At 69.6% G+C, this 22,206-nt stretch carries 24 protein-coding genes and 1 pseudogene; 17 read left to right on the plus strand and 8 right to left on the minus strand.

The window, feature by feature from the left end:
* Window positions 1-34 precede the first annotated feature (34 nt).
* Window positions 35-400, minus strand: a complete 366-nt coding sequence (locus tag ACFWU3_RS24180; protein WP_384441254.1) for an SgcJ/EcaC family oxidoreductase — start codon at window positions 398-400, stop codon at window positions 35-37.
* Between the two features lie 136 nt (window positions 401-536).
* Between ACFWU3_RS24180 and ACFWU3_RS24185 the strand changes: the two genes are divergently transcribed.
* Both ACFWU3_RS24185 and ACFWU3_RS24190 read left to right on the plus strand, forming a co-directional pair.
* On the plus strand, window positions 537-1,154 hold the full coding sequence (locus tag ACFWU3_RS24185; RefSeq protein ID WP_384441257.1) for a TetR/AcrR family transcriptional regulator: 618 nt from the start codon (window positions 537-539) through the stop codon (window positions 1,152-1,154).
* 39 nt (window positions 1,155-1,193) lie between these two features.
* Window positions 1,194-2,018: an enoyl-CoA hydratase/isomerase family protein gene (locus ACFWU3_RS24190; RefSeq protein ID WP_384441260.1), complete on the plus strand. Its 825-nt coding sequence runs from the start codon at window positions 1,194-1,196 to the stop codon at window positions 2,016-2,018.
* Window positions 2,019-2,078: 60 nt separating this feature from the next.
* Here the strand turns inward: ACFWU3_RS24190 and ACFWU3_RS24195 are convergent, their stop codons facing one another.
* Entirely contained in the window at window positions 2,079-2,792 is a 714-nt protein-coding gene (locus tag ACFWU3_RS24195) for an SDR family NAD(P)-dependent oxidoreductase (protein WP_384441263.1), read from the minus strand.
* A 286-nt stretch (window positions 2,793-3,078) separates the two neighbouring features.
* Between ACFWU3_RS24195 and ACFWU3_RS24200 the strand changes: the two genes are divergently transcribed.
* Window positions 3,079-3,381 (plus strand): muconolactone Delta-isomerase family protein, encoded by a 303-nt coding sequence (locus tag ACFWU3_RS24200; protein WP_384441265.1) that lies wholly within the window; start codon window positions 3,079-3,081, stop codon window positions 3,379-3,381.
* Between the two features lie 274 nt (window positions 3,382-3,655).
* Here ACFWU3_RS24200 and ACFWU3_RS24205 read toward each other — a convergent pair whose 3' ends face one another.
* The 3 genes from ACFWU3_RS24205 to ACFWU3_RS24215 are packed head-to-tail and all read right to left on the minus strand — an operon-like array spanning window position 3,656 to window position 6,103.
* On the minus strand, window positions 3,656-4,426 hold the full coding sequence (locus tag ACFWU3_RS24205) for a class I SAM-dependent methyltransferase (RefSeq protein WP_384441268.1): 771 nt from the start codon (window positions 4,424-4,426) through the stop codon (window positions 3,656-3,658).
* A gap of 13 nt (window positions 4,427-4,439) precedes the next feature.
* A complete protein-coding gene (locus tag ACFWU3_RS24210) occupies window positions 4,440-5,252 on the minus strand; it encodes an LLM class flavin-dependent oxidoreductase (RefSeq protein ID WP_384441271.1) in 813 nt (270 codons plus the stop codon).
* Window positions 5,249-6,103: an alpha/beta fold hydrolase gene (locus ACFWU3_RS24215; protein ID WP_384441274.1), complete on the minus strand. Its 855-nt coding sequence runs from the start codon at window positions 6,101-6,103 to the stop codon at window positions 5,249-5,251. Before ACFWU3_RS24215 ends, ACFWU3_RS24210 begins: the two co-directional genes overlap by 4 nt.
* A gap of 154 nt (window positions 6,104-6,257) precedes the next feature.
* Between ACFWU3_RS24215 and ACFWU3_RS24220 the strand changes: the two genes are divergently transcribed.
* Window positions 6,258-7,187: a LysR family transcriptional regulator gene (locus ACFWU3_RS24220; RefSeq protein ID WP_384441277.1), complete on the plus strand. Its 930-nt coding sequence runs from the start codon at window positions 6,258-6,260 to the stop codon at window positions 7,185-7,187.
* Between the two features lie 169 nt (window positions 7,188-7,356).
* Window positions 7,357-7,518, plus strand: a pseudogene (locus ACFWU3_RS24225) (FAD-dependent oxidoreductase); the annotation flags it as partial.
* Window positions 7,519-7,634: 116 nt separating this feature from the next.
* On the opposite strand, the gene ACFWU3_RS24230 reads toward ACFWU3_RS24225, so the two are convergent.
* Both ACFWU3_RS24230 and ACFWU3_RS24235 read right to left on the minus strand, forming a co-directional pair.
* Complete coding sequence (locus ACFWU3_RS24230; RefSeq protein ID WP_384441427.1) at window positions 7,635-8,306, minus strand: class F sortase; 672 nt, start codon at window positions 8,304-8,306, stop codon at window positions 7,635-7,637.
* Between the two features lie 111 nt (window positions 8,307-8,417).
* Window positions 8,418-8,909, minus strand: a complete 492-nt coding sequence (locus ACFWU3_RS24235; RefSeq protein ID WP_384441280.1) for a sortase — start codon at window positions 8,907-8,909, stop codon at window positions 8,418-8,420.
* Window positions 8,910-9,302: 393 nt separating this feature from the next.
* Here ACFWU3_RS24235 and ACFWU3_RS24240 point away from each other — a divergent pair, with 393 nt between their 5' ends.
* Complete coding sequence (locus tag ACFWU3_RS24240; RefSeq protein WP_384441283.1) at window positions 9,303-10,073, plus strand: polysaccharide deacetylase family protein; 771 nt, start codon at window positions 9,303-9,305, stop codon at window positions 10,071-10,073.
* A 189-nt stretch (window positions 10,074-10,262) separates the two neighbouring features.
* Here ACFWU3_RS24240 and ACFWU3_RS24245 read toward each other — a convergent pair whose 3' ends face one another.
* Window positions 10,263-10,766, minus strand: a complete 504-nt coding sequence (locus ACFWU3_RS24245; protein ID WP_384441286.1) for a GNAT family N-acetyltransferase — start codon at window positions 10,764-10,766, stop codon at window positions 10,263-10,265.
* A gap of 537 nt (window positions 10,767-11,303) precedes the next feature.
* On the opposite strand from ACFWU3_RS24245, the gene ACFWU3_RS24250 reads away from it, so the two are divergent.
* The 11 genes from ACFWU3_RS24250 to ACFWU3_RS24300 all read left to right on the plus strand — a co-directional run bounded on the left by ACFWU3_RS24250 (window position 11,304) and on the right by ACFWU3_RS24300 (window position 22,203).
* A complete protein-coding gene (locus ACFWU3_RS24250; RefSeq protein WP_384441288.1) occupies window positions 11,304-12,224 on the plus strand; it encodes a fatty acid desaturase family protein in 921 nt (306 codons plus the stop codon).
* A complete protein-coding gene (locus ACFWU3_RS24255; RefSeq protein WP_384441291.1) occupies window positions 12,217-13,152 on the plus strand; it encodes a class I SAM-dependent methyltransferase in 936 nt (311 codons plus the stop codon). The genes ACFWU3_RS24250 and ACFWU3_RS24255 overlap by 8 nt, the downstream gene beginning before the upstream one ends.
* A 41-nt stretch (window positions 13,153-13,193) precedes the next feature.
* Window positions 13,194-14,132: a glycosyltransferase gene (locus ACFWU3_RS24260; protein ID WP_384441294.1), complete on the plus strand. Its 939-nt coding sequence runs from the start codon at window positions 13,194-13,196 to the stop codon at window positions 14,130-14,132.
* Between the two features lie 97 nt (window positions 14,133-14,229).
* On the plus strand, window positions 14,230-15,480 hold the full coding sequence (locus ACFWU3_RS24265) for a nucleotide sugar dehydrogenase (RefSeq protein WP_384441296.1): 1,251 nt from the start codon (window positions 14,230-14,232) through the stop codon (window positions 15,478-15,480).
* Window positions 15,477-16,430, plus strand: coding sequence for a sugar phosphate isomerase/epimerase family protein (locus ACFWU3_RS24270; RefSeq protein WP_384441299.1), 954 nt, complete (start codon window positions 15,477-15,479; stop codon window positions 16,428-16,430). Before ACFWU3_RS24265 ends, ACFWU3_RS24270 begins: the two co-directional genes overlap by 4 nt.
* Window positions 16,417-17,616 carry a DegT/DnrJ/EryC1/StrS family aminotransferase gene (locus ACFWU3_RS24275; protein ID WP_384441302.1) on the plus strand — a complete coding sequence of 400 codons (1,200 nt, stop codon included), beginning with the start codon at window positions 16,417-16,419 and terminating at the stop codon, window positions 17,614-17,616. The genes ACFWU3_RS24270 and ACFWU3_RS24275 overlap by 14 nt, the downstream gene beginning before the upstream one ends.
* Window positions 17,613-18,653, plus strand: coding sequence for an NAD-dependent epimerase/dehydratase family protein (locus ACFWU3_RS24280; RefSeq protein WP_384441305.1), 1,041 nt, complete (start codon window positions 17,613-17,615; stop codon window positions 18,651-18,653). Before ACFWU3_RS24275 ends, ACFWU3_RS24280 begins: the two co-directional genes overlap by 4 nt.
* On the plus strand, window positions 18,650-19,894 hold the full coding sequence (locus ACFWU3_RS24285; protein ID WP_384441308.1) for a DegT/DnrJ/EryC1/StrS family aminotransferase: 1,245 nt from the start codon (window positions 18,650-18,652) through the stop codon (window positions 19,892-19,894). The genes ACFWU3_RS24280 and ACFWU3_RS24285 overlap by 4 nt, the downstream gene beginning before the upstream one ends.
* Window positions 19,887-20,822, plus strand: a complete 936-nt coding sequence (locus ACFWU3_RS24290; RefSeq protein WP_384441311.1) for a GNAT family N-acetyltransferase — start codon at window positions 19,887-19,889, stop codon at window positions 20,820-20,822. The genes ACFWU3_RS24285 and ACFWU3_RS24290 overlap by 8 nt, the downstream gene beginning before the upstream one ends.
* Window positions 20,819-21,505, plus strand: a complete 687-nt coding sequence (locus ACFWU3_RS24295) for a WbqC family protein (RefSeq protein WP_384441314.1) — start codon at window positions 20,819-20,821, stop codon at window positions 21,503-21,505. Before ACFWU3_RS24290 ends, ACFWU3_RS24295 begins: the two co-directional genes overlap by 4 nt.
* Complete coding sequence (locus tag ACFWU3_RS24300; RefSeq protein ID WP_328863211.1) at window positions 21,502-22,203, plus strand: PIG-L deacetylase family protein; 702 nt, start codon at window positions 21,502-21,504, stop codon at window positions 22,201-22,203. The genes ACFWU3_RS24295 and ACFWU3_RS24300 overlap by 4 nt, the downstream gene beginning before the upstream one ends.
* Window positions 22,204-22,206 lie beyond the last annotated feature (3 nt).

The raw sequence follows: 22,206 nt of genomic DNA on the forward strand, positions 1-22,206 counted from the left end.
GTCCCCCTGGTTCCACCGTCCGCCCGGCACGGGGTCAGTGCCCGGTCATGATCCGGGAGACGTGGTACTGGCGGATCCGCCAGGTCCCGCCGTCCCGCTGGAGAGTCAGCGACATGTGTACCGGAGCCTCCCAGCCCGCGTCACCGCGGAAGGTGACGTCCGCGAACCCACCGGCCACGTCATCGCCGATCTCGTAGGTGTGGAGGATCGTCACGTCCGCGCTGCGGTCGCGTGCGACGGCTTCGTAGTAGCCCCGTACGGACTCGCGGCCGGAGAGGACTTCGGGTCCGAAGCCCTGGAAGAGGGCGTCGGAGGTGAAGAGGTCCGCCATGGTGTCCGGCTGGTGGCCGTCGAACGCGGACTTCCACCGCTTCAGCACCTCGTGCATCGGGTTGCTCATCATGTGGCTCCTGTCTCTGATGGGGAGGGTGCTGATGCGGCACCCGGTGACGACTCTTCGTAGCCGGAGAGTGGCTCTCCAGATGTATAGTCGACCGGTCTATTAAAACTAGACGAGCGGTCGTATACTTGCAAGCATGGGACGCACGAGCGACGCCAAAGAGAAGATCATCAGTGCCGCGCAGACACTCATCGAGCTACGCGGCTACTCGGCGTTGGGCGTGGCCGAGATCTGCAAGACGGCCGGAGTGCCCAAGGGCAGCTTCTACTACTTCTTCGAGTCCAAAGAGGCCCTGGCGCTGGCGGTCATCGACGAGCACTGGACCGCTCAGCAGCGAGACTGGACCCGGATCCTGAACGGCGATGCGGAGCCCCTGCCGCGGCTGCGCCGGCTCTTCCAGGAGACCGAGGCCGCTCAACTCGCCGGTCAGCAAACCTGTGGCACGGTCTCCGGATGCCTCTTCGGGAATCTCACCCTGGAGATGAGCAACCAGACCGAGGCCATTCGCAAGCGCCTGCAGGAGATCTTCGACGCCCAGGTCGACATGGTCGAGACGGTCATCGCCGAGGCGCTCGAGCGGGGAGAGGTCACCGTCGCCGACAGTCGTGACGCCGCTCGGTCCGTTGTCGCGCAACTCGAGGGACAGGTCCTGTTCGCGAAGCTCTACAACAACACCTCCCAGCTGAGTGCCCTCTGGGCGAACTGCCTGGCCCTGCTGGGCGCTCGGGTCACCGCGTCCGACGCCGCGCGCTGATCCGCCGGGGATGACGGGGCAGCCCTTAGGGTCGGCGCCATGAGCGATGAGCAGCAGTTCCATGTGGACGAGGTGTCGCCCTCCTACTGGAAGGTGACCTTCGAGAACGGACCCATCAACCTCATCGACGTGGACACCGTCGAGCAACTCGCCGCTCTGGTGACCCGTATCGAGCAGGCCGGTGAGCTGACTGTCGTCGTGTTCCAGAGCGCCAACCCCGAGTTCTTCATGGCCCACTGGGACTTCACGGCCGACAGGGCGCGGGTGAGCGCGATGCGGCCCGGGTCCACAGGGCTTCACCCGTACGCGGACAACTTCATCCGCCTCAGCGCTGTTCCGGCTGTGACGATCTCCGCGATCAACGGGCGCGCGCGGGGAGCGGGAAGCGAGTTCGTCCTCGCCACGGACATCCGCTTCGCAGGGCCTCGCGCCGTCCTCGGGCAGTTCGAGGTGGGAGTGGGCTCCGTGCCCGGCGGGAACCCGATGGGACGCCTCGCCCGGCTCGTGGGCCGGGGGAGGGCGATGGAGATCGTGCTGGGTGCGGACGATTTCCCGGCTGAACTCGCCGCCCAGTACGGCTACGTCAACCGAGTCCTGCCCGACGGCGAGCTGGATGGCTTCGTCGATGCGTTCGCCCGCCGGATCGCAGGGTTCGACAAGGTCGCCGTCGCCGAGACGAAGGGCGTGCTGGACGCGGCCACGCACATTCCGCACGATGAGTTCGCGTCCAGCCTGTCCCGCTTCTTCCGCACGTCGGGGCGTCCGGAGAACGCCGATCATGTGCGGAGCCTTTTCGCGCGTGGTCTGCAGACGCCGGGCGGTGCGGAACTCGACCTCGGCAGGCAGGTCGCGGATCGAGGCTGACTGCGTCGACCGCACTGCACGCGCCGCGCCCGCACCCCTCCCCGGCTGTCTGCCCTCGGCTCAGTGGCCGGCGCTCTGGCCGCCGTCGACGTGCAGGATCTCGCCGGTGACGAACGGAGCGTTCTCCAGGTAGATGACGGCGTCGGCGATGTCGCTCACCTCGCCCATCCGGCCCACCGGGTGCATGGCGGCGAGCACTTCGTGGCTTTCCTCGGGGTGCATGGGCGTCTTGATGGTGCCCAGAGCGACCGCGTTGGACCGGATGCCGCGGCCGGCGTATTCGATGGCGAGCGACTTGGTCGCGGACTGGAGCCCGCCCTTGGTCAGCGATGCCAGTACGGAGGGCACGTTCGAGTTCGCGTGGTCGACGAGGCTGGTCGTGATCTGCACGAGGTGACCGCCTCCCTGCTCGAGCATGTGCGGGATCGCGAGTTGGCTGATCCGGAAGAACCCCGCCAGGTTCAGTCCGAGCACCGAGTCGTAGTCCTCCTCGGTGTAGTCGGTGAAGGGCTTGGCTATGAAGATGCCGGCGTTGTTGACCAGAGTGTCGATGCGGCCGAACCGGGCCACGCCCTCCGCGATGACACGCTCGGCTGTGGCGCGTTCGGAGATGTCGCCCCGGACGGTGACGACACCCGGGTCGTCGGACTCGGCGATGCTGCGTGAGGTGGCGACAACCGAGTAGCCGAGCTTGCGGTACGCGGTGACCAGGCCGGCGCCGATGCCCTGCGAGGCGCCGGTGATGACCGCGACCTTCTGAAGCTGTGCACTCATGATCAGTTTCTCCGATGTGGGTGTGTCTTCCGGTCCAGAGTTTTTGTCGACCGGTCGTCTATGTGAAAGTAGATGACCGGTCGACAAAAGTCAAAGAGTAGAATGGTGGCCTTGTGGCAGCGGGTTTCGGTCTGATCGGTGACGCCGGGCCCTGCGCCGGCCGGGCCGGCCGAACGGTTCCGCCCTGCTTCAGCCCATGCCCCGCACCGCTCGATCGGGCCACGGTCGTCCCTCTCAGGTGTGCGCGGAACCCCGCGACGCCTCCCGCAGAGCAGGAGAAGAAGACATGAACGAGTTCCTGGTCGAGCTCACCACCCGTATCCCCGAGGGCACGGAGCCGGCCGAGGTGGATCGCCGGCGCGCCGAGGAAGCCGAGCGCGCCCGGGAGCTTGCCGCCGCCGGCCACCTCGTACGGCTGTGGCGCCCGGTCGGTGAGCTGCGCAGCATCGGCTTGTGGCGAGCCGCCGACGAGGCCGAGCTGCGCGAGAAGGTGCTCGGTGCCCTGCCGCTGTGGCCGTGGATGACCCCGGTGATCACTGCGGTGACGTCTCACCCGAACGACCCGGGCAAGTCCGACCCCGCGGCCTAGTCGCAGGTGCTCTCACGCCGCCGTGGTGACCTGGCGCTTCCGTCTGCATCAGCCGGGCGACGGGCACCGGGCGGTGCCGGTGTGCACCCGTCGTACGCATTGGTGGGCTCAGGCGTGGTTCAGGAGGGGCCCGAAGGGGCCTTGGACGGTCGACCGTCCAAGGCCCCTGTCATGAGCGACTGTTGCGGGGATGCACCGGCCTGGTCGTCGGGCGTGAGGGGGAGGCGGGCCGGATCAGGCATGCGCTGAACTCTCGGATGCCCCTGCGACGTGGTCAACGTCGGCGCGCGATGACCAGCCAGGCGCGGGAGTCGAACCAAATGCCGTCGCCTGTGTCGTGCGCGTCGAGCGTCGCGCGAAGCCGGTCGAGTGCGCGCTCGGTGGACGCGGCATCGAGATCGGTGACCAGCTCCTTCGCCGCCCACAGCTGGAGTACGGCCGCACTCGCGTGGTCGGCGTCCGGGCCGTAGTAGACGGGCTCGCGCACGTCCACGACGTCCACCGCGGTGAAGCCGGCCTCGGCCAGGAGGCCGACCACGACCTCCCGATCGGCCAGTGTGAAGGCGGCTTCCGCCGCTCCGGGTGATCTCGTCGGCGCGTGCCCGCCCGACAGCGCCGCCCGGATCGCGGCATGCCACTCCTGACGTTCACCGGCCTGCCAGACCAGTTGTACGAAGCGTGCACCCGGACGCAGGGCCCGCCCGATGTTCGTGAACGCGGCGGCCGGGTCCGAGAAGAACATCGTGCCGAACCGGCTGATGCCCAGATTGAAATGCTCCGGCGGGAAGGCATGGCCCTGGGCGTCGGCGTGCACGAAATCGACGTTGCGAAGCCCTTCCGTCTCGGTCTGTCGGCGAGCCTGCGCCAGCATGGGTCCTGAGACGTCGATGCCGAGCGCGGTACCCCGGGATGCGGCTCGTGCCGCGTCGCGGGTGGTCCGCCCGGTGCCGCAGCCGATGTCGAGGACATGATCGCCGGGACGGATGTCGAGGGTCTCGAACAGTCGCTCGTGATGGCGAACGAGTTCCGCGTCGTAGTCGAACAAGGCGACCGCCTCCTCATGTCACTGGCCCGTCGCGGAGTACGCCGCGCACGGTGTCGAGCCGTACCCCCGGTTCGAACTCCGGTAGCCACCAGGTCGCGCCGGCCCGCGCGTACGGCTCGGGATCGGCGCCGAACGGCAGACCGAGGGCGATCTCGTACGAGGCCATGTCTCCCTGGCGCAGTTCGGTGAGCGTGTCGACGACCTCGCTGAGCTGGTCGGGGTGCTCCAGGTTGACCGGGAAGAACCCGTCGAGCCGCGCCGCCCGGCGGATCGGCTTGACGTTGCCCGGGAAACCCGCTGCCCACACCGGCACTCCGGGCCGCTGAACCGGCCGCGGCAGGAACGTCATGTCGTCGACGGTGTAGTGCTCGCCGCGATGGTGTACTGGTTCGCCGGACCAGGCGGCGGCCAGGATCGCCAGGGACTCGTCGAGCATCCGCCCGCGCCGCCGGTCATCGAGCTCCTCGCCGGTCCGGGACAGTTCTCCGGCGAACCGGTCGCTGCCGAGACCGACGCCGAGGGTCAGGCGGCCCTCGCTGAGCCGATCCAGTGTCGCGGTCTCCCGCGCGACCTTGGCCGGCCGTCGGCGCGGAAGCACGGACACCATCGGGCCGAGGCGCAGCCGCTCGGTCGCGGTCGCGATCGCCGCCAGTGCGATCCACGGGTCGGCGACCTGCCGGATCGGCGCCCGCCGGCACAGCTGATCCCACACGAAGCAGCCGTCCCACCCGGCTTCCTCCGCTTCGGCGGCGAGGCTCGCGACCACCCGCGGGTCGGCGAGGTCGTCGAACAGCGGCAGCCAGAGCGCCGACCTCGGACGGTTCACGAGCGGCCTGTTTCCGTGTGCCGTACCAGTGCCGACACGAAGTCCTCCCACACCGCCTCGGGCAGGTCGTGTCCGGCTCCCTCCAGCACCAGCAGCCGCGCACCGGGGATCGCGTCGCGCAGCGCCTCGCCGTGGGGCAGCGGCAGGAACGGGTCGTGGTCGCCGTGGACCACGAGCGTCGGCGCCGCGATGTCGCCGAAGCCGCCTCCGGCAGGCCCGTCGAGCTCAATGGCGTAGTGGTTGACCAGAGTCGACGCGTAGCTCCTGGCGCGCGCCACGTCACGGTCGGCCAACGTCCGGATCGCCGACTCGTCGAAGTACGGTGAGCGACCGGCGTACGCCTTCGCTCCGGCGACCACGTACTCGACGACCGCGGCCGCATCGGAGGGATCCGGCTCGGCCGGCATGGTCAGGTCGCCGGACGGCGGAGGCAGATCATCGGCGCCCGTCGAACTCGACACGAACGTCAGCGAGGCGACCCGATCGGGATGGTCCACACCGAGAATGAGTCCGGTCCCGCCGAACATCGACTGACAGACCACATGCGCGCGTTCGATGCCCAGAGCGTCCTGGATGCCGAGCACGTCGAGCGTCAGATCGGTGAACGAGTACGCCGGCTCGCCCGGCGGACAACTGGTCGACCGGCCCGTATCCCGGTGGTCGTAGCGGATGACGTACCGGTCCGCCGCCGCGATGCTTTCGCACAGCTCCGCGGCCCACCACAGCATCGAGGCGGCCGACCCGGCGACGAGCAGGATCGCCGGATCCGCGCGATCCCCGAAGGTCTCGACGCACAGCTCCACACCGTTGATCTCGAGGAGCTGCTCGCCGTGAGGGAGTGTCACGGTCATGCCGGTTCTCCTTGGTGTCGTCGTGCCCAACACAGCCGTAACCTGGCCGCCCGTACGTCCTGGCGACCGGCCCGGCGACTGGTCCTCTCACGCTAAGCGCTTCGATATCATCGCGAAAAGCGATGATTTTCGATTGACTCGATCGTTTTTGCCAATGAATGTGGCTACGCTGGGATGCGTGACCGACATCGAGCTGCGCCACCTGGCGGCGATGGCCGCCATCGACGAGGAGGGCTCGTTCGGCCGGGCCGCTGCCCGTCTCGGGTACACCCAGTCGACGGTGAGCCAACAGATCGCCGCGTTGGAGAGGACCCTCGGCGGGCCGGTGTTCGACCGGCCGGGCGGCCCCAGGCCCGTACGGCTGACCCCACTCGGCTCCGTGGTCCTCGACCACGGTCGCGAACTGCTGGGGAAGGCTGCGGCATTGGCCGAGGCCGTGGACCGGTTCAAGGCGGGTGACGGCCGGATCGACATCGGTACGTTCCAGAGCGTGTCCAACGTGATCCTGCCGTCGGTCGTACGCCGGCTGCGCGACGAGCACCCCGGCTGCGACATCAGGCTGTCCGAGGAGGAGCCCGAGCAGCCGCGGATCGGTGACCTCGACCTGCTGTTCTACGACGGCCGCATCGACGGCGACGTTGATTGCCTCAAACTGCTCGACGATCCGTACCTGCTGGTGGCCGGCGTCGGCACCTTCCCCGACGGTCCGGTCCGGATGGACCTGCTCGACGGCGCGCCCATGGTGGCCTGGCCGTTGACCTGCGACCAGCCCGCGATGGAGCAGGCAGTCGTCCGCAGCGGCGCCCGTCCGCGGATCGTGTTCCGCAGCGCCGTCAACGACACCCTGTTGTCGATGGTGCGGGCCGGCCTGGGATCCGCGGTGCTGCCCTGGCTCGCCATCCGCGGCGCCGACGTCCCGTCCGACGACCGACTCCGCGTCCACGAGCTCCAGCCGTCCCCGCCACCACGGGAGATCTACCTGCACTGGCGGGCCGGACGTACGCACTCACCGCTCGCCGGCCGAGCCATCGAGATCGCCGCCGAGGTCGCGGCCGAACTCGGGCCGCCGGCGGCGAGCGCATGATCGCGAAGATCCCGGCTTCGCCGAAGCATCATCAGGCCATGCTTTCCGCCGGGCGGCTCCGGCCGCCGCCGGTTCACCGGCGAGCATCCATCCCCACGTCGTCACGCCGGCGTACCGGTTCTGCGACACGGCAGGACCGGCGTGGGGAGGGGCCGTACGTTGCATCGACATGAGACCCCGTATCGCCGTGGTCGGCAGTGGCCCCGCCGGCCTTGCCCTCGCCCGCGTCCTGCACCGTCACGGTCACCCCGTCACCGTCCTCGAACGCGATGCCGCCCGCGACGCCCGTCCCGCGGGCGGCACGCTCGACCTGCACGAGGGGCTCGGTCAGGGTGACCACGGCCTGTCGTGGTGAAGGGAGCTGGGGCTTCGTCACGTTGCGGGTTTCGAGGACATCGCGGCCCGGCCAGGTTCACCGGGGAGCCCCCTGGCCCTGCGAACGGGCCTTCAGTTCTCCGGTTCGAGCGTCGCGTAGACGACGATGTTGCCCTGATACCCGGTGCCTTTGGCGTAGTCGCCACCACAGGTGATCACCCGCAGTTCCGGCCGGCCGGAGTTGCCGTAGACCTTGTCGTCGGGGAAGTCCGCCTTGTCATGGACCTCCACCGCGTCGACGGTGAAGACGGCGGTGCTCCGGTCCTCCCGTACGACTTCGATGGTGTCGCCCTGCTCAAGGGCACCGAGCTGGTAGAAGACGCCGGGCCCGATCGGGGTGTCCACGTGCCCGGCCGTCACAGCCGTCCCCACCGCGCCGGGGGCCGTTCCGTCGGCGTACCAGCCGGCCATGCCGGGGTTGTCGGCGGGCGGCGTCCGCAGTGTCCCTTCGCCGTCCAGCTCCAGGGGCATCATGGGTGCGTCCACGCCGATGTCGGGAATCACGAGCCGTACGGGATCCGACGGGGGCAGCGGCCGTACGGCAGAACGCTCGGGCGCGTGACGGAGCGCGGGCTGTGCGGACGAGGGCCGGGCGTGGGCGGCCGAAGGCTGCGGGGGGTGGTCGTCCCGCACCCCATTGGCCACCAGCAGGGCCCCGATGATCGCGGCGCAGGCGAGCAGCTTGAACGAGGGAACGCCGGGTGACGGTGCGTCGGCGTCGCCCGTCTCCGGGCAGTTGTCCATGGACACGGGCCTTTGCTGGGCAGCGGAGCGGGGGAGCGGCGGCGGGTGCGGGAATCCCCACGGGCCCCCCGCACCGATGTGGTGCCGGGGGCCCGTGCGACGAACGTACTGTCAGGCCCGGGCCCCTGAAGGGCGGCGGCGTGCCCTGACCACTGCGCCGGCGACCGCCCCGGAGAGCAGCAGGCCACCGACGGCGAGCTGACCACCGTTGTCGCCGGCGCCGCCGAAGCCGGCGTCGAGCGCACCGTTGGGGCGGCCGGCGATGCTGTAGTCGGCAGTTGCCTTGGTCCGCGGCGGGCACTTGAGGGTGACGGTGTCGGTGCCGGAATCCGCGTCCTCGGGAATCTGGAACTCACCCTGCAGGACGCCCTCGCGGTCGCCCTTGAGGAGGTGGAACTTCCCGCCCGCGACGGACTCGCCCTTGCCGTAGACCTCCTTGCCGCAGGCGGTGGTGGTGACGGTCACCGTGGTGCCCGGTGATGCCTTCTCCGGGCTGATACGGACGTCCCCGTCGCCCTCTCCGGCCGCTGCGGCGGCCGGCGCGGACAGCGCGAGGGCGCCGACGACCAGGGCGGCCCTGAGACCGGCACGTGCGATGCGCATGTTTCCTCCAGGTGGGCAGCGTCCGGGCTGTCTGCGCGGCGCCTGCGGTGTGCTGCGTGCACGAGCCAACCGACAGTCAGTGATCACTGCAATGCGACATGCCGACGCATCTGTCACTCAGTCAGAGTCAGAACCGACCGCCCTTTCGGCGTTTGTGCAGGTCACAGCAGTGGGCACATCGCATCGAACGCGACAGCAGTTTGCGAGCGAACGGGCTAAGAGGCCGTCGCCCCGGCCCCGCCACGGCGCCCGATCGACTCGGAGTTGTCCGCGGTCTCTCCCGGATTTGTCCGCGCTTGGTAACGGGCGCATCCCTGGGCCTGCCTGTCACGTCCTGCAGTGCGGTCGCAAGGTGACCGGGGATCGGCGAGGAACTGGGCGAAGGGGGCGGACATGGCGCAGCACGGCGGTGGGCGGGGCTGGTACGGCAAGGCGATGGGGGCGGCGCTCGGGGTGACGATGCTGGCCACCGGTGCGTCGGTGTGGACCGCGCAGGCCGGTGCCGTGGACGCGTCCCCGAGGGCGACCGCGCCCGCCACGCCCAGCAACGACATCAAGCCGGTGGCAGCGACCATCGCGCACGCATCGGAAGAGGGGGCGCGCGGCGTCAACCTCACCATCGACGACGGCCCCGACCCCCGGTGGACCCCTCAAGTGCTGGACGTGCTGCGGGAGCACGGGGTGAAAGCCACGTTCTGCATGGTGGGGACGCAGGCGCAGGCACACTCGGACCTCGTGAAGCAGGTGGTCGCGGCCGGGCACCGGCTGTGCGACCACTCGGTCTCGCACAACACCGCCATGGACAAGGATTCCCAGACCTATCAGTCGCAGCAGATCCTCGACGCCGAACGCATGATCACCAAGGCGTCCGGGGGCGTCAGGCCCATGTACTACCGCGCGCCCGGTGGGGCTTTCACCCCGTACAGCCGCCGGCTCGCCGCCTCGCGGGGCATGCGCCCGCTGGGCTGGAACGTGGACACCAAGGACTTCGAGCGTCCGGGTACGGACGCCATCGTCGCCACCGTCGAGCGGGAGCTGCCGGACGGGCCGACACTCCTCTTCCACGACGCGGGCGGTGACCGTAGCCAGACGGTCGAGGCCCTGCGCCGACTCGTCCCCCGACTCAAGGAGCAGGGCTACACCTTCGGCTTTCCCGTGCGCTGAGCCCCGGCCCAGGACTGCCCCAACTGCCCTCCGCGCTCTGCGGCGCCACCTCTGCTCCGACGTGCGAGAGGCGACGCCGGCGCCGACCACGGCTGCGGTGCGGCGCACCAGCGTGGCCGGAACAGGCTGCGGCGGCCGGCCCTGTGCAGTGGCGCCCGAGGGCGGCTCGCCGGGACGGGCCGCGCGGGGTCAGAGCTCCTTGCGCATACAGGCGCGCGGCCATCTGTCCAGGCCGTGTGCGGCCTCGGCTGCCCTGATCTCGCGGAGGCCGGGTGTCAGCTCCGCCTCCGGCATCAGCCGGAATCCGAGCCTCTCGTAGTACGGCCCGTTCCACACCACTTCGGTGAAGGTGGTGAGGGTCAGGGCCGGTGCTCCCTGCGCCGTGGCCCAGGCCCCGGCGTGCTCGATGAGGGCCTTCCCGATCCTCCTCCCGGCGTGGTCGGGGTGTACGGACACCTGCTCGACATGTCCGTTGCCGTCCACCAACTCCGCGATCAGGTAGGCGACGGGCAGGTCGTCGTCCTCCGCCCACACCCAGGCGCGGCCGTCCTGTGCGTACGAGCCGAGGACCGTGAGCGACGGCGGTTCGTCCTCGGCGATCGCGGCCATGCCGATGTCGGCGAAGCACTTCCCCGCGGCGCGCTCGATGTCCTGAAGCTGCGTCAGCTCCGTCGCTCTGGCTAACCGGATCACGGCTCTCCTTCGTCCTGTCCAGGTGGTGGTGGGAGGCAGGGTACCCAACGCCCGTGGGCGGGCCCGCCGTGTCAGCATGTCAGCTCTTAGACAGTGGACAAAAAAGTCGTGGCCGAGCCTGTGCGGAGCGTTGCTGCTGTGCTTCACTTCTTCCAGACCTGAATCCGGGGGAAGTGTTGGGGGGCTTTTCATGTCTGTGGTCACTGCCGAGGTGCCCTGATGTCATAGGGGTCTGCCGGACGGGGACGTCAGTCGTTCACGCGGGTGCGGACGGATCGCATTCCTTTTTCCGTACTCGGTGCATGCCTGTGCCCGAAAACAGTGAAGTCGGCGCGCGAGCGGATCGTGCATCTGTGATCCGCCGGACAGGCCTACGACAAACATGGGGAAGTTGCCGTGCGGGCGGATCGTGTCTTCGGTCCGCTCAACAGGCCTACGACAAATCGGGAATGGGTTATGGAGCCAGCAAGAGGTGAGACCCGGGGGAGAGGGAATCCCGGGTCCCCGCACTTACCGTCGATCGTCTCCGAAGACGGCGTGCGGTGGGTCGACTACCGCAAGACGTTACGTCCGCGCTTCGGGATCGTGTGGCGCGACATCGGTCTGTGCTATCTGTTCCTGGCCTTCGGCGTGCTCGTCCTCGCGCCGGTACCGGCGTCGTGGCCCGTCTGGGCGGATGTCGTGCTGGTCGCGGCCGCGGCCTGCTGGACCGGCTTCTGGCTGCACTCGCTGTTCCTGTTCGGGCACGAGGCGGCGCACACCAACCTGGCACCGCGCCGCAAGACCAACGACAGGCTGGGCGACTGGTTCGTGTGGATCCTCTACGGGTCCACCACCGTCAACTACCGCTACACGCACATGGCCCACCATGCCCATCTGGGCGACCACGAAGACACGGAGACCACGTATCACCTGTGCCTTTCCGTGCTGAACATGCTCAAGGCGGTCACCGGAATCCATGTGCTGGAGGTCCTGCTGCGCAAGCGGAGCCTGAGTCAGCCGCGCAAGAAGTCCAGCCGTACGTCCAGCGGACTGCTGGCGTCGGTGCGCTCGTTCGCCGTGCACGCGGCGATCCTGACCGCTCTCGTCGTCACAGGTTCGTACCTCGCCGCGCTGACCTGGATCATCGCCGTCGGAGCCGTCTTCCCGCTCCTCGCGACCGTGCGGACGGTCGTCGAACACCGCCACCTCGACGCCCCGTGCGACGTCGACTTCTCGGTGGAGTTGCACGGACCGGTGAACCGCATGTTCGGTACGGGGCCGGTGTCGCGCACCTTCGGCTCGGCCGGCTTCAACCAGCATCTGCTGCATCACTGGGACCCGGCGATTTCCTACACCCGCTTCCCGGAGATGGCGCTGTTCTTCTCGCGTACCCCGCTTGCCGCGGACATGGAGGCAAGTCGCACCGGATATGGCGCGGCCGTCAGGACGCTGATAACGGAGGCTCGTCGTGGCTGAGACATTGATGGCCTGCCCCATATGCGGGGAGACCGCGGTCGAGTTGTTCGCCAAGGCGTACGACAAGGAGTACTTCACCAGCGACGAGGAGTACCGCTACGCGCTCTGTCCGTCGTGCACCGCCGTCTATCTGGATTCGCCGCCGGTGGACCGCCTCGATTTCATCTACCCCGCCAACTACTACTCCTACGGTGGAATCGGCGAGTCCACCACTTTCACCGAGCGCATCAAGGCGCAGCTCGACGGCCGCATGCTGTCGAAGGTGTTGAAGGGAATTCCCGGCGAGAAGCTGAGAGTCCTCGACGTCGGCGGCGGGTCCGGCTGGCTGCTCACCAATGTGCGCCGGGTGGACGACCGCGTGGTGGAGACCCACGAGGTCGACCTGCAGGCGGCGGCCGCGCCGCTCGCCGAGGCGGCGGGCCATGTCTACCACTGCATGCCCATCGAGGAGTTCACCTCCGACGAGCCGTTCGACCTGATCCTGATGATGAGCATCATCGAGCACGTGCCCGACCCGCGGAAGGTCATGGCCACCATGTCGGGACTCCTGTCGGAGAACGGCGTGCTCCTGATGAAGACGCCGAACACCGCCACCGTCGACGCCCGCATATTCCGGCACCGCAACTGGGGCGGGCTGCACTGCCCCCGGCACTTCGTGCTGTTCACCGAGCCCGGCCTCGCCCGGCTCGGCTCCCAGGTGGGCCTGACCAAGGTGGACAGCTACTACACGCAGGGCGCGCCCCAGTGGGCGATCAGTGTCATGGCGTGGCTGAGTGACCGGGGCTGGATCAAGGTCAGCCGGGAGAAGCCGGCCTATATGAACCGGGTGTACGAGCCGCTGACCGCCTTCTTCGCCGGAGTGGACTTCCTGCGCGCCCGGTTCGCCCCCACCGCCCAGATGATGATCAGTTTCAAGCGGGCCCGCTGATGGCGGAGAGCGTCAGAAACGACCACGACCCTAGGGAAGCCATGAGCCGGACACTCGACGAGCAGCCGACCGACACCGCCGACGGCGTGGACCTCAGCTTCGTCATCCCCATGTACAACGAGGAGGACATCGCCAGGGAGGCCGTGGAGCGGGCGGTGAAGGTCGGCAAGAACTGGGGCCGCTCCTTCGAGGTGCTCGCGGTGGACGACGGCAGCACGGACTCCACCGCCCGTGTTCTGGCCGAACTGCGCGCCACGACACCGGAGTTCCGATGGGTGCAGCTTCGCCCCAACTGCGGACAGCCCGCGTCCAGCAAGGCGGGCATGATCGCCGCGCGCGGAGCGATGGTGTGTGTTCTCGACGCCGACATGCAGACGCCCCCCGAGGTGGTGGCGCAACTGGTCGCGGCTCTCGAGCAGTCGGGCCCCGAGGTCGCCGCGGTGTTCGGTGTGACCTCCACCCGCAAGCGTGACGATCCCACCCGGCTGCTGGTGGGCCAGGCGGTGTTCTACTTCCTGGAGACCCGGTTCGGCAGGCACCCGATTCCGCACGGTGCCAGTTCGTTCTTCGTGATGCGCCAGGACGTCGCCCGTCGGCTGGGCAACCTGACGTTCACCAAGGGCAACGTCGGCGCGATCATGGCCGCGCTGGGTCTCGAGATGAGCACGGTGACGTACGTCAAGCCCAAGAGCTACCGGGACGACTCCCGACTGGGCCTGCGCGGCCACGTCGAGGAAGCGGTGGGTTCGCTGGCGCTGACCGGGGTGCTGAGCCGCTTCGGCCTGGTGGGCGGGGCGCTCGCCGGCCTGGCCGGAATCCGCACCGGATCGCGCGTCGTGCGAACGGCCGCCGCGGTGACGGCGGCGGTGTCGCTGGGGTCGGTGGCCGCGGCCGCGCGGTTCAACGAGCGCTCACTGCGGGTGGCCACCAAGGCTCTGCCGATCTTCGAAGGCGAAGCGGCGGGTCCCGAGCAGATCTGAACACCAGTTCCATCCAGTCCTTCCATCATCGGACACTGCCGTCGGCATGTCCTGGTCCGAGTGCTGCCACAACGGCTTACGACGAAAGGAGGGGAACGTGCGAGTCGCGGCTATCGGGCAGGGATACGTGGGTTTGCCGCTTTCCATCGCCATCGCGTCCTCCGGTCACACCCTGTACGCGGTCGAGATCGATCCGGTCCGGTTCGCGTCACTGCGGGCGTGCCGGTCGTACATCGTCGACGTCACCGATGAGGAACTGCGCAGGGAGACCGAGAGCGAACGCTATGTACCGGTGTCCAACCTGGCCGAGGTGCCGGAGGTCGATGTCTATCTGATCTCCACGCCCACTCCGCTCACCGAGGACAAGACACCCGATCTGACCTACGTGGACAGGGCGTTGGCGCAGATAGCCGCCGTTGCCGGGCCGGGTGCGCTGATCGTGATCGAGTCGACGGTCTACCCCGGCGCACTGCGCCGGCACATCGCGCCCCTCTTCGAGCAGCTCTCCGGCCTCACGTCGGGCGTGGACGTGTTCTTCGCCTACAGCCCGGACCGGGTCGACCCCGGCCGCGAGGGCGCGCTCGGCGACGTACCCAAGCTGGTGTCCGGGCTCGGCGACCAGGCGCTCGAAGCGATCCGGAGCTTCTACGGCACGGTCTTCAAGGAGGTCGTGCCGGTCTCCAGCTGCGAGGTCGCGGAGTTCACCAAGCTGCTGGAGAACACCTTCCGCTATCTGAACATCGCCTACGTCAACGAGCTGAGCAAGGCGACGTCGGAGATGAACATCAGCCTGCGCGAGGTGATCTCCGCCGCGTCGACCAAGCCGTTCGGGTTCATGCCCTTCCACCACGGTCCCGGCGTCGGCGGGCACTGCCTGCCCAACAACGTGCACTATCTCAACCACGCGCTGAACTCGGCGGGACACAAGAGCGCACTGCTCCACGCGGCGGCCGAGATCAACGAATCGATGCCACGCCATGTGATGCAGCGGCTGTCCGCGTCGCTGGAGCAGCAGGGCAAGACCCTGGACGGCGCGACCGTGCTCATCCTCGGCGTCGCCTTCAAGTCAGGCGTCGCCGACTCGCGCAACTCGCCCGCGTTCGCCATCGGCGCCGAACTCGTCAGCATGGGCACCACGGTCAAGATCACCGACCCGTGGCTGGGCATCGACATGGACGCAGCCTCCTTCACCTCCGTCGAACTCACCGCGGCCGAGTGCCGCGCGGCCGACGCCGTGCTGCTGGTCACCGACCACGAGGAGATCGACTACGAGACGGTGCTCGCCTCGGCGAACCTGATCTTCGACTGCCGGGGCATGCTCAACGCGGCGGAGGTCGAGCAGTTGTGACCAGCACAGCGGCGACGCTGCGGCTCACCTTCGACGGGCTGCGGCGCGACCAGATCGAAACACGCTGGGCCCGCGAACTCGGCGGTCTCGAGGCGTACGTCTTCGACGGCGGCGACATCGAGGACGAGGACCAGTGGCGCGTGCTCGGCGCGAATCTGCGCCACGCCTTCGACGTCGGCGCCCGGCGGCTGACCCTGCACTTCCCTACGGAGAACGCCGACTGGGTCGGCGACCGCAGCGGCTACGACAAACTGCGCCGGTTCTGCGACCTGGCCGCCGAGGTGGGCGCGCTCGGCGTCGTCCTGCACGCGAACCAGTTCGTCCAGCTGGCCGACTGGCCGGCGTTCGATCTGCCGGGTGCGCGGGCCAGGGTGGTGGAGCGGGTCGCCGAACTCGACGCGTATCTCGGCGACTCGCCCGTCTGGATCGGCATGGAGAACATGCCCGTCATCGGTGCGCAGGGCATCGACTTCGACTCGGTCTTCGTAACGCCGGCGGACTTCGAGCCCCTCGCCGAGCTGGGCTCGGACCGGGTCGGGGTGACCTGGGACGTATGCCACTGGGCGGTGTCGTACACGACGCTGACCGCGATGGCGCGGCTGGAGCAACGTCCGGACCCGGTGGGCCCGTTCGATCTCCCGGCGCTGCCCGTCAAGCATCTGCACTTCGCGTCCTTCTCCGGACACGCCATGCCGATGTGGCCCGACCAGTGCGTCGAAGGCGTGCCGCCGCAGCACGGCGACATCGCGCCCGACCTGCTCGCCGGCATGCTCACCGTCGCGCTGGACGCGGCAGCCTCGCACAGCGACGAGGTCGGGGTCGTCTTCGAGGTGCAGGAGGACGACTACGAGGACCGCAAGAACTGCTGGGTGACCTACGAATGGCTGTCCTCCGTCCCCGGACTCGCCGCGCGGGTCGACTGCGGGGGGAGGAGTGATGACCGAACCTGACCTTCCCTACGCCCGCCCCTACTGGGACGCCGAGGAAGCGGATGCCCTGATGGCGACGCTGGAGTCCGGGTTCTGGACCAACGGCAGCCAGGTGGTGCGGTTCGAGGAGGAACTGGAGCGGCTGACCGGCGCCCCCACGGTCACCCTGTCCAGCGGGACCAGTGCGGTGTTCGCGCTGCTGCACGCACTGGGGCGCGCGGTGACCGGGCCCAAGCTCCTGGTGTCGCCGACACTCAACTTCGCCGCCGGACCTGCCTCGGCCCGCCTGCTCGGCTGGGACGTCGCGCTCTGCGACGTCTCGCCGGACGACCTCACCCTCTGTCCCGAGAGTCTCGGCGAGCTGCTGGAGCGCGTGCACGGCGACTACGCCAGGATCGTGGTCCTGCCGGTGCACTACGCCGGACACTGCGCGGACATGGACGCGCTGTCGGCGCAGTGCGGACGCTACGGCGTGGATCTCGTCGAGGACGCCTGCCACGCGGTCGGAGGCACCTACGACGGCGTACGCCCGGTGGGATCGTGGCCGGCATCGGTCGCCGCGTACTTCAGCTTCCACCCGACCAAGCCGATCGCCGCAGGAGAAGGCGGCGCGGTCAGTACGACGGACGCGGGCCTGCTGTCGCAACTGCGCCTGGCGCGCAATCACAACATGGCGCCGGTCGGGGAACACACGGACGACCACGGTCCCTGGCCGTACTCCATCGAGGCGCCGGGGATGAATCTGCGTCTGTCGGAGTTCAACGCGGCGGTCGGAGCGGTGCAGGCGGGCAGGGCGGAGGAGTCCCGGCTCGCGCGTGCCCGGCTCGCCGCGCGCTATCACGACGCCCTGGACGGCCTGCCGTACGTACGGGCGGTGCCCCGGGGACGACGCGCCGGATCCGCGCATCACCTGCTTCCCGTCGTGTTCGACGTCGCCGGCCTCGGCATCTCCAAGAAGGACCTGCTGGCCGCGTTCTTCGCCCGGCGGATCAGATGCCAGGTGCACTACACACCGCTGCACCGGCTGCCCGCGTTCGCGGAGATCGAGCCGAGGCTGACGACGGGTTTCAAGGCCATGGACGCCGCCTTTCCCGGGCTGCTCTCGCTGCCGCTGTGGCGCGGGATGACCGACGACGACTGCGACCGGGTCATCGGCGTGGTCACCGAGATCGTGCACAGGTCGACTCAACCAATGGGCAGGTCATGAGCAATCAGCACACCGCGCCGCGCACTCTGATCACTGGCGGCTTCGGCTTTCTGGCGACCTGGGTCGCCGCCGGCCTGGTCCGGTCGGGACACCGGGTGATCCTGGTCGACAGCCGCGAGCCGGAGGGCACCCCCGCCTGGCTGTCCGGGCTGCTCGGTGACTCGGCCGTCGAGACCGGCAGGGCCGACATCACCGAGCGCGGGTCGCTCGACCGGTTCGGCGAGGCCGATTACGTCGTGCACGCGGCCGCCCTCCTCGGCGTGAACAAGGTGCGCAGCGCACCCCGGGAGACCTTGCGCGTCAACATCGACGGCACCGCCGTCGCCCTGGACTACGCCGCCCGCAACCCGAACGTGCGCCGCTTCCTGCTGCTGAGCACCAGCGAGGTGTACGGCAGCGACGCCAAGGGTGCCGAGGAGAGCGAGTGGCTGTCGGTCCGCTCCGACGATCCGCGCTGGTCCTACGCCGTCAGCAAGGTCACCGCCGAGTCGATGACCGCGGCCTGGGGGACCGAGGACGGCCTGCCCTTCTCGATCGTGCGGCCGTTCAACGTGTACGGCCCGTTGCGGACCGGTGCCTACGCGGTCGGAGTCCTGGCGGCTCAGGCCGTGGCCGGGGAGCCGATCACCGTTCACGGCGACGGCTCGCAGTCGCGGGCGTGGTGCCACGCCGAGGACTTCGCCGCCGGCTTGATCCGCTGCCTGCACACGCCCGAGGCGAACGGCGAGGCATTCAACATCGGTGACGAGACGAACGACGTGACCGTGTCCGAACTCGCAAGGCTGACCCGTGAACTCAGCGGCACCGGAACCGAGATCCGGCACATCCCGCACACCGGGCCGGACATCCAGTCGCGCAAGCCCGACCTGACCAAGGCCCGCGACCTGCTGGGCTACCGGCCGGTGCGTGACTTCGAGGCCGGACTGCGGGAGACGATCGAGTGGGTCCGCGGTGGCTGCGGAGAGATCCCGCTGCGCCTGGAGCGCACCGACTGGCCGCAGTGGACGGCCGATACGGCGGGTGTACGTCAGCCGTGATCCACGACCAGGCAGAGTCCGGCCAGGCAGAGTCCGACCTGTGGTACGCCCCCGTGCCGCGGCGCCCGATCGGCTACCTCCACCCGTCCCGTATGACCGCGGGTCGCCTTGCCGCGACGGCGCGCGCCGCCGCGAGGCCCCGGTACGCGAGGGCGGGTCTCGCCGCCCGGCTGCGCGAGCAGGCGGGACGGGGCCGGTGTGTGCTGACCGCCACCGGTCGGGCCGCGCTCGAACTCGCCGTGCGGCAGACCGGTGCTGCCGAGGTCGTGCTGTCCACCTTCAACTGCCCCGCGGTGGCGGATGCCGTACTCGCGGCGGGTGCGCGGCCTGTGTTGGTCGACGCCGACCCCGCTGACGGGCCCGCGTTCGACTCGGTGGACCTGAGGGGTCGTGCCGTCGTGCTCACCAATGCCCTCGGCCTGAACGAGTGGTGCCACGCGGCGCGGATCGAGAGGCTCGAAGGCACCGTGGTGCTGGACCTCGCCCAGGCCGGCGTCTCGCCCCGGGTGCTGAGCCGGTTCCGCCGGACGGACTGTCCCATCGTGCTGAGCTTCGGGGAGGGCAAACAACTCGGCGGCATCGGCGGGGGAGCCCTGCTGACCTCGGCTCCCGCCGATGACGCCGGGACACTGCGTCGGGGAGGCGAACTGGCCCCGCTGCGACGGGCGGTGGGTTCGCGACTGGTCGCGCACGCACCCGGCCCGGCCCGTGCCGCCCTCCAGCGTGCGCAGTCCCGTACGCCGGGCTGGTCGCACACCAAGGCCGACCACCTGCCGGCCGAGGCGGGCCAGGTGCGCCGAGGCGCCCCGTCCCGCTGGGAAGTGGCCGCGGCGGCCGCGCTGTGGGAGACGTCCGCGGAGGCGGCCGACAAGGCCGCGGCCACCCATGACCGAGTCCGCACGGTGGTCACCGGAGAGCTGACGACGTGCACTCCGGTCGCCGCCGACCCCGATCTCGGTCCCGGGATCGAGCTGCTGTTCCGGCGTCCCGGCCAGCGGTTCCGGTTCGCGTCCGCCCTGGCGGAGCACGGGGTGCCCAGCACCTGGAACTACTACCCGCTGCACAAGCTCGCTCCCTACGCGGACTTCGCGGCCGGTGCGATGGACGGCGCGGAATCCCTGTGGCCGCGCGTGCTGACGGTGGCCAAGCAGCCGCAGCCGCGGCTCACCGCCCCGCTGCTGGCCAGGGCGATGATCGCGGCCGACCGGTCGGTGCGGGACCAGGAGGCGGGCCGTGACTGATCTGCGGGAGAAGCACACCGTTTCGGTGGTGGCGGAGTCCGCCTGGGACGCACGGCTGGCCGAAACGCGTGAGGAACTGCCGTTCGCGCGCAGGCGCTGGCTCAGGCTCGGGCTGGCGGACGCGCCGGACTTCCGGTTCGTGCCGACGGTGGTGCGCTGGGGACGGGCCGGTGAGGTGCTGCTGCCGCTGTGCGTGAAGGGCCGGCGGGCGCAGATCGGCTGCTTCGGCTACGGATCGGTGGCCGTGTCCGCGGACTGGCGGGGCGAGCTGCCCGGTTTCGGCGAGCTTGCCGAGGCCGTATGCCGGGAACAGGGGCTGACCCATCTGTCGACCCTGCTGCCGCCCGAGGGTGCCTGCCCGGGAGTGGAGCGGCAGCTCGGACACTGGCCCACCCTGCCCGGCCGCAGCACCTACCTCCTCGACCTCACCCAGGGGGCGGACGAGGTGTGGAAGGCCGCCCGGGGCAGCTCCCGTACTGCCGTGCGCCGAGCGCGCAAGCAGGGTCTCGTGGCGTCGGCCGCGGTGCCCGAGCAGGCGGCCGAACTGGTGCGGTTACGGCACCAGACGCTGGAACGCAACGGCGTCAGATCGGCCGCGACCGCGGCCGACCTGGACTTTCTCGCCGACGGGGACCACGCCGTCACCACCGTGGTCGCCGACGGCGAAGGCATCCAGGCCGCATCGGTGTTCGCGGTGGGCGGAGCGGGCGCGTTCCACCTGCTGCAACTGACCTCCGCGCGGGGCCGGACGCTCAACGCCGGTCATCTGGCGTTCTGGTCGGCGCTCACGGCGCTCACCGACCGCGGTGTCGGCACGGTCGACCTCGGGGCGGCGGCCGGCGGCGGCCAGGAGAGGTTCAAGGCGGGCTGGGGCGCGTACGCGGCCGCCGCCCGTGTCGTCGAGTGGCCGGACGGGGAGGCACGGTGATCATCAGCGCCCACCAGCCCGCCTACCTGCCGTGGCTCGGCTACTTCGCCAAGATCGCCCGAGCGGATCTGTTCGTCCTGCACGACCGCAGCCGGATCGGCCGGCGCAACATGCTCAACCGCAACACGATCGGCGGTCCGGGCGGCGACCTGCTGCTGACCATTCCCCTCGCGCACGAGGACCTGCGCGCCGAGCGGCCGATCGACGAGGTGCACCTGGTGGACGACGGCTGGCGGCGCAGGCACTGGAAGGCCGTCCAGATGGCCTACCGCCGTGCGCCCCACTTCAGGACACACGCCGAGTTCCTGGAGTCCTACTACGCCACCGAGTTGACCACGCTCAACGAGGTGTGCCTGCCCTTCATCGACTACTGCCTGGAGCAGCTGAAGATCGACACTCCGGTGCACCGGATCTCACAGCTGGACCTGCCCGCGTTCGACCGGCAGACGATCATCCCGCTGCTGTGCGAGCGGTTCGGCGCCGACGCGTTCATCGCGGGACCCCAGGCGGTCAACTACCTGAAGACGGACGGCCTGGAGGGCATCCGGATCGACTACTTCCACTACGCGCACCCGGTGTACCCCCAGGCGGGCAACAGCTTCCACTCGCACCTGTCGGTGCTGGACCTGTTGATGAACTGCGGGCCCGAGAGCGCCGACATCGTCAGGGGGACCCCCGCATGAGCACGGTGCTCGCCGTCGTCGCACACCCCGACGACGAAGTCATCGGCCCCGGCGGCACGCTGGCCCGGCACGCGAAGGCCGGCGACGATGTGCACGTCCTGATCCTCGCCGAGGGCAAGACGTCGCGGGCGGACGACCCCGACCCCGAGGGCAGTGCGGCGCTGTCGGCCGAGGAGACGGCAGGGTCCTGCGCGGTCCTGGGCGCAGCCGGAGTGCACCGGCTCGACCTGGCCGACAACCAGCTCGACACGTACCCGCTGCTCACCCTGGCCCAGCAGGTCGGCGCCGTGGTCGAACAGCTGGCCCCGCACACCGTCTACACGCACCACAGCGGCGACCTCAACATCGATCACGAACTCACCGCCCGCGCCTGCATGATCGCGTGCCGGCCGCATGTGAGTCCGGTGCGCTGGCTGCTCGGCTTCTCCACCCTGTCGGCCACCGACGCGGGCTACGCGGGGCGCGAGCCGTTCGTGCCCGCCCTCTACAGCGACATCAGCGACACGCTCACGCTCAAGCTCGACGCGATGCGCTGCTACGCCTCGGAGCTGCGGGACTTCCCGCATCCGCGCTCACTGAAGGCCATCGGCCTGCAGGCCGAACTGTTCGGCGCCCACGCCGACACCGCCGCGGCGGAGGCCTTCAGCGTGCTGCGCGGGACCTGGGACACACACATCAGCCAGTCGAAGGAGGTGTGACCG

The organism is Streptomyces sp. NPDC058685, from assembly GCF_042714725.1.
Classification (GTDB): domain Bacteria; phylum Actinomycetota; class Actinomycetes; order Streptomycetales; family Streptomycetaceae; genus Streptomyces.